This window comes from Micromonospora sp. NPDC002411 (assembly GCF_053592955.1).
Genome location: NZ_JBSFBM010000462.1, coordinates 1 through 4,177, shown reverse-complemented (window position 1 = coordinate 4,177; position 4,177 = coordinate 1). Strand labels below are relative to the sequence as shown.

At 69.5% G+C, this 4,177-nt stretch carries 5 protein-coding genes, 1 tRNA gene and 1 pseudogene; 3 read left to right on the top strand and 4 right to left on the bottom strand.

The window, feature by feature from the left end:
* Nucleotides 1–891: pseudogene (locus ACWCO3_RS32205) on the bottom strand (metallophosphoesterase); the annotation flags it as partial.
* A 114-nt stretch (nucleotides 892–1,005) separates the two neighbouring features.
* On the opposite strand from ACWCO3_RS32205, the gene ACWCO3_RS32200 reads away from it, so the two are divergent.
* Nucleotides 1,006–1,079, top strand: a tRNA-Thr gene (locus ACWCO3_RS32200).
* Between the two features lie 106 nt (nucleotides 1,080–1,185).
* Here ACWCO3_RS32200 and ACWCO3_RS32195 read toward each other — a convergent pair.
* Both ACWCO3_RS32195 and ACWCO3_RS32190 read right to left on the bottom strand, forming a co-directional pair.
* Entirely contained in the window at nucleotides 1,186–1,833 is a 648-nt protein-coding gene (locus ACWCO3_RS32195; protein WP_450013665.1) for a class I SAM-dependent DNA methyltransferase, read from the bottom strand.
* Nucleotides 1,834–1,849: 16 nt separating this feature from the next.
* A complete protein-coding gene (locus tag ACWCO3_RS32190; protein WP_450013663.1) occupies nucleotides 1,850–2,440 on the bottom strand; it encodes a hypothetical protein in 591 nt (196 codons plus the stop codon).
* Nucleotides 2,441–2,588: 148 nt separating this feature from the next.
* On the opposite strand from ACWCO3_RS32190, the gene ACWCO3_RS32185 reads away from it, so the two are divergent.
* The gene (locus ACWCO3_RS32185; protein WP_450013661.1) at nucleotides 2,589–2,996 is read left to right on the top strand and encodes a VOC family protein; all 408 of its coding nucleotides are present in this window, start codon (nucleotides 2,589–2,591) and stop codon (nucleotides 2,994–2,996) included.
* 31 nt (nucleotides 2,997–3,027) lie between these two features.
* Complete coding sequence (locus ACWCO3_RS32180) at nucleotides 3,028–3,597, top strand: DUF4240 domain-containing protein (protein ID WP_450013659.1); 570 nt, start codon at nucleotides 3,028–3,030, stop codon at nucleotides 3,595–3,597.
* Nucleotides 3,598–3,610: 13 nt separating this feature from the next.
* On the opposite strand, the gene ACWCO3_RS32175 is transcribed toward ACWCO3_RS32180, so the two are convergent.
* A partial coding sequence (locus ACWCO3_RS32175) for a pyridoxamine 5'-phosphate oxidase family protein (RefSeq protein WP_450013657.1) occupies nucleotides 3,611–4,177 on the bottom strand: 567 nt, incomplete at its 5' end.

The following is a 4,177-nucleotide window of genomic DNA, read 5'->3' as shown; positions in this document are numbered from 1 at the left end:
GGTCGGATCGATGATCGTCCGGATGAAGTAGTCGATCGAGTCGTACGCCGTCGGGCTGTCGGCCGCCTTGACCCAGGTCGGCGCCGGCGCTGCGATGATCACCTTGGATTCCGGGCCGAGCCGCCGGGCCACCTCGTCGAAGTAGGCCAACTGCGGGTCGTCCAGGTACGAGCCGGACTGGTCGTCCACACCGAGAAGCCACCAGCCCGCCGGCAGCTCAACCGCGAAGTACGACCGGGACTGGCCGGTGCCCCACCCGGCGAAGTTCCGGTCCCGGGAGCGGACGAACAACCGCAGGAACGCGGTCAGACCGTCGTACCAGTCGTGGTTGCCCGGCACCGCGAAGAGCGTGGGCTTCTCCGGCGGCGGCACGGGCAGCGCGGCCTGGTAGGGCCCCTTGCACCGGTCCTCGTACGAGGCGTAGGCCGCCGACGGGTACACCTGGTCGCCACCCATCACCAGCGTCTGCGCCCGGGGCAGCCGGTGCCCGTCCACCGTCAGCTCGGGCTGCGCCAGCAGGTACGCCACCGAGTAGGTGGCGTTGAAGCCGTCGCCCAGGTCCGCCACGTAGTCCAGCCACAGCCCGCCGTCCGGCCCCACCTGGCGGAAGACGCCGTCGTCGAACGCGTTCTGCAACTCGCGCTTGTCCAGGTACGCCCCGAACAGCACCGCCAGCAGCGTACGGATGCCGGTGCTGATCAGCAGGAACGGCGCCAGCCACGGCACCGGCTTGCGGGGCGTGAAGCCCAGCTCAAGCGGGTCGGTGCTGCTCGGCCGGTGGGCAGCGCGTTCGGCCGGTACCGGATCAGGGCGTTCGGTGGCGTCGTTCGGGTGGCCGGGGTGGTCGCGTTCGTCGCTCACCCGCCGCAGCGTAGTCCCGGTCCCGATCATCCGCTGTCTGGTAAACGTCCAGATAGCGGCTGATGTCCGGTTGGTGCGCGCGGACGGTGTGGGGGTATCCCGTTCGGCTGGCGGCCTCGGGGTGCCGTACACTTGCTGATCGTTGCCGCCTTAGCTCAGTCGGCTAGAGCGACGCACTCGTAATGCGTAGGTCGACGGTTCGATTCCGTCAGGCGGCTCGGTATGGAAGCCCAGGTCATTGGCCTGGGCTTCGCCGTTTCCCGAGGTCGATCACGCCTCCGTCGAGTGGGCGGCGCAGCGTGACGGCGCTGCACGAGGCACGGGTCAGGGTTCGCGCCTTCCGAAGATGATCCCTCCGAGTTTGCTCTCGGGCGAGGTGAGGGTCGTCTGCGACTCGACCCGGAAACCGCTCGTCCGCAGCCGGGCCGCCATCTGGTCGGGCTGGCGACGGTGCACGTCGACCGTCATCGGGTGGCCGCCGTAGCCCTCCGTCTTGCGGGTCGTCTCGTCGCCCACGTGGAAGCCGAGCAGCAGCGGACCACCGGGACGCATCACCCTGCGGAAGTGCGCGAGCACCGCGCCGAGCTGGTCGTCCGGGATGTGGATGAGTGAGTACCAGGCGATCAGGCCGGTGACCGACCCGTCGGCCAGGTCGAGGTCGGTCATCGAGCCGACCTCGAACCTCAGGCCGGGATGATCACGGCGGGCCACCGCGATCATCCCGGGTGAGAGGTCGATCCCGAAGGCGTCGACGCCGAGCGTGTGCAGGTGGGCGGTGATGCGCCCGGTTCCGCAGCCCACGTCGGCGACCGACCCGCCTCCGGCCGCGTCGACGAGTTCGGCGAACAACGCCAGAGCCGCCCGTTCGTACGGTGACTGCGCCAGGAGGTCGCGCACCAGGTGCGCGTAACTGACGGCGACCGTGTCGTAGGACGCGCGGGTGTCGGACAGCCAGTCGGCGTCGACGCTCATGCCTGGCACCGCCCGATCAGCGAGGGGTTGGCAGGGTCGCCGGGAAGTCGCGACGCTTGAGCTTCGCCATCCGGTCGTCCGGGTGGTGCCAGACCACGCCCTCCCAGCCCGGGTGGCCCAGCAGCCATTCACGCAGCCCGTCGTGGTCCAGCGGTGCCCTGCGCAGTTCCTCGTCGTCCCCGGGGGCGCAGAAGCCGTGGCGGACGAGCTGATGGCCGGTGGCCTTCTCCGGGTTGCCGTTCACCTTCGGCCCGACCAGTTCGTAGGTGGCGCCAGGCTGTGGGCCGCTGAACTGGTCGACGATCGCGCCGAGAGCCTCAGCGTGGAACGTGGCGAAGGCGGACTGCTCGATCGGCTCCCAGCCGACGGTCTTGCCGGTCACGTCGTCGGTCATGACCGGCTGGTACCCCGGCGGCGTGGTCCTGCCCGGCTTGACCTCACGCCGGGCCCACCAGCGTTCGCCGTCGTACATGACGCAGGTGCCGTCGTACTTCCGGGTGGCGACTCCCTCGCCGTCGAGCACCCACCGGCAGTCCGGGTGGACATCTGACGTCACCCGGCGCATGTCCTCCGGGTCGCGTCGGAACAGGGTCGGGATCTTCCGCATGCGCGTGCTCCTTCCTGCTGCGCTGGTGCCGCACAGCATGAAGGAGCGGCGGTGCGCGCTGCCACGGCTTATTGTGGCTCGGCAGGTCATCGTCCAGAGTGGCTCGTCCTGCGACAGCGATCGTTCTACATCTCGGAGGCGTCCGCCCATGACCTTCGCGCCGGTGATTGTCAGTCTGCCCATCGCCGACCGGGCCACCTCGTACCGCTTCTACTCGGACGGCCTCGGTCTCGACGCGGTGGGCGAGGTGGCCGACGACGGCATTCCGGAGCCGTTGCAGTTCGTGGTCAACGACGGGTTGCGGCTGATGCTCGTCCCGACCGGGGGTTTCGGCTGGGTCATCGGTCGACACGAGGTCGCGCCGAAGGGGCAGAGTGAGTGCGTGCTCAACCTCGGCGTCGCCACACCCGCCGACGCGGACGCGGTCGTCGACCGGGCGCGCGCCGCCGGCGCCGACGTGGTCACCGAGCCGACAGCACAACCCTGGGGGTACGCGGGAGTCTTCGCCGATCCGGACGGTCACCTGTGGATGATCTCGGCCGACTCGGGGTCCTGAAAGCGTCGGTGGTGGTGGATACGGTCCATCGGTGACCGTGACCACTGATGCCCCTGGCACGTTGCCCACTCCCGCCGACGAGGCCCGGCTGTGGGCACTCATCGAGTCGGCATGGGCCGAGTTGGGCGCGGAGCCTGCCGCGCTCCGGCAGGCCCTCGTCGAACGCGACCCGGCCGGCGACGACGGCGACGATGACGATGACGATGACGATGACGACCCGTCCTACGCGATCGACGACTGGCTGGATCGGTTCCTGGACCGGCTCGGGCACCTGTGCGCCGAGCTGACCGGGCCGGAGTTGACCGACCTCGACCGTGTGGTGGAGCGCAAGCTGTACGACATCGATCGGGAGGACATCCACGAGGTTACCGACGGGTCGGACGACGGCTTCCTCTACTGCCGCGGCTTCATCGTCGCGCTCGGCCGGGCGTACTACGAGACGGTGCGCGCCGACCCCGCCATGGCCCTGCCGGACGCCGAGTGCGAAAGCATGTGTTACTTCTTCGCCCACCTGCACAACGACCGGTTCGGTTCGTGGCCGGAGACCGGCTCCGGCATCTCCCGGGAGTCGTTCGGCAACCCCGCCGGTTGGTCGGCCTGACCTGGCCGGGTGATCAGACGTAGATCTTCTTGGCGTACTCCGGGCCGTAGTGCCGTTCCAGGTCTTCGAGGCTCTCCGACGGCGCCTCCACCTCCTTGATCAGGTGTGCGCGGGACGGCAGCAGGTCGGGCTGCCAGGTGTCCGGCTTCCACAACGCGGACCGCAGGAACGCCTTCGCGCAGTGGTAGAAGATCTGCTCGATCTCCACCACCACGGCGAGCACCGGCCGGTGCCCCTTGACCACCATGTCGTCGAACCACGGCGCGTCGCCGACCAGGCGGGCCCGCCCGTTGATCCGTAGCGTGTCGGTCCGCCCGGGGATCATGAAGAGCAGCCCGACGTGCGGGTTGTCGATGATGTTGTGGTAGCCGTCGGCCCGCTTGTTGCCCGGCCGCTCGGGCAGCGCGATGGTCGTGTCGTCCAGCACCAGGGCAAAGCCCGCCGGGTCGCCCTTGGGGGAGACGTCGCAGCTGCCGTCCGCGCCGGCCGTGGCCACCAGGCAGAACGGCGAGGCGGCGAGCCATTCGCGGTCCCGCTCGTGCAGGCGGACGCGTTCCTTGTTGGCGGCCCGTGCGTTCGG

Coding starts and splice junctions, on each gene's coding strand:
- ACWCO3_RS32185 (WP_450013661.1), top strand. CDS start 2,589: ATGACCTTCGCGCCGGTGATTGTCAGTCTGCCCATCGCCGACCGGGCC.
- ACWCO3_RS32190 (WP_450013663.1), bottom strand. CDS start 2,440: ATGCGGAAGATCCCGACCCTGTTCCGACGCGACCCGGAGGACATGCGC.
- ACWCO3_RS32195 (WP_450013665.1), bottom strand. CDS start 1,833: ATGAGCGTCGACGCCGACTGGCTGTCCGACACCCGCGCGTCCTACGAC.